Source organism: Acetatifactor sp., from assembly GCF_982438285.1.
Genome location: NZ_CEWDFQ010000477.1, coordinates 1 through 1829 on the forward strand (window position 1 = coordinate 1; position 1829 = coordinate 1829).

A 1829-nucleotide genomic window follows, 5' to 3' on the forward strand; every position below is an offset into this window, starting at 1 on the left:
ACATTTTCCTGTGGTTTGGTGCGGTATGGAGTCCCGTTGGAAAATATGTGATCGTATACATCACATACCTCCTGCTTGGGTGGACCTTTGACATCATGGACATTTCCCTGAACAGCCTCTTGCCGGTCATGACAGCCGAAAACAAGGAGCGGAAATTCCCTGTCCCTCATCAAGGCACTCGGATACGGCCTTGGCGGCGCGGCGATTTCTATTCTCGCCCCCATCATCGTTGCGTCGGGCACACTGGAAAGCTACTATATCCTGATTTTCGGCTCCATGGCTGTCACCTTAGTGTTCTCCATCCTTGGCGCTTTGGGGGTCAAGGAGCGCGTAACGCCCAAAGGCACCGACGACGAACGGTATAGCCTGCGGGAATTGTTTCAGTTCCTTCGCTTCAAGCCAGTCTGGACGCACTTCCTCACGATTCTGCTATCCACGGTCGGCACCTCCCTTAGCAGTGGCACCGGCACCTTTTTCTACACTTATATTATGAAGGATCTCAAACTGATGTCAGGTGTTTCGGTTGTTTCCCTTGTGATTACTCTGCTCGGCATGGCTGTGGCACCTGTTTTGGCAAACAAACTCGGAAAGAAAAACGTTTTTCTCGCGGGGATCATCGTTGCCGTAGGTGGGTCACTGATCCGGTTTATAGATGTCCGGTCTCTGCTGCTGATCTATGTGGGCGCTGTTTTCGCCGGGATCGGTGGGGGCTTTATCGGGCCCCTTGCCTACGGCATTCAGGCCGACAACACGATGTATGTGCAATATAAAACCGGCAAACGAGCCGAAGCCGCCGTCGCATCCCTGTCCTCTTTTGTCTCCAAAGCCGCCCAAGGCGTTGCGGGGGCAATCCCTGGATATATGTTGGCGGTAACAGGATTTATTGGAGGAGCAGCGCAACAACCGCAGAGCGTCGAAGGCGGCATCATCTTCTGTTCCATCACGCTTCCGCTGATCCTGTGCGCTGCTGCCGGGCTGGTTTTTGGGACCTTGTACCCTCTTGGAAAAAAAGAAGTCGATGAAATAACTCTGGCGATTGAACAGGGTGTCTCCACAAAATGACCCCCCAAAAACACTTTTTCTTACACGCCATCCACCAGAAAATCCAATCGGCATCGGAATGCCGGGATTTATTACGGAAGCAACGCAGCAACCACAGAGCAATGAAGCATAATGCTGCTCAAAAATGCCAGCGCAGAGGAAAAACGGGAGTTCGCGCGGACCTTTTCTGTTGTCTTTCTGCCCTTGGTCATATAAATCTCCGTTCCGGCTGCTCGCCTCTCCTTGATTTCTTTATGACCATTATACCACTTTATCCGGTTCCGCAGCTGCTTTTTGTCTTTGATCCCGTGTTTTTTGCAAATAGTCCGTAAACTGCCACCGCCTCCAAAATAATCCTGCACTGCTTGCAGCTTTAGCTTCCTGTCGTAGTACTTGTTCCTTCTTCTTGACATAATAAAGCCCCCTTAGTGTAGACTTGAAAATTTTTGCTTTTTTAGATGTCTACTCTAAGGGGACTATATCAATTGTCAGCGCATTATCAGTGAATACAACTATTCAAAAATGAGCATTTTGATATATATCATAGGAGATTACGGTACAATTCCCCAAATTCTTTGTCACCTCCGCTGTATCACCCGATACAGCGGTATTTTTTTATCAAAAAGGAGTTTTCTACCTGATAAACGAGAACAAAATCCGTATTCTGTATGTTCAGCCGGGCAAGCATCCGGAAAAACGGTTCGCTATGAATAAGCTGCGCACTCTTCAGCAGCTTGTCGGTGGGGATATGCAAGCCGTATACCCATGGTCAAAGGACGATGTGGCGC

The 1829-nt window shown here is 49.3% G+C and carries 2 protein-coding genes; both read left to right on the top strand.

The features are described 5' to 3' along the window. The first annotated feature begins 168 nt into the window (after nt 1-168). The gene (locus AC1WIP_RS15430) at nt 169-1062 is read left to right on the top strand and encodes an MFS transporter (RefSeq protein ID WP_481142660.1); all 894 of its coding nucleotides are present in this window, start codon (nt 169-171) and stop codon (nt 1060-1062) included. Between the two features lie 643 nt (nt 1063-1705). Continuing rightward, the coding region (locus AC1WIP_RS15435) for a DUF3846 domain-containing protein (protein ID WP_481142661.1) at nt 1706-1829 on the top strand (124 nt) is incomplete at its 3' end.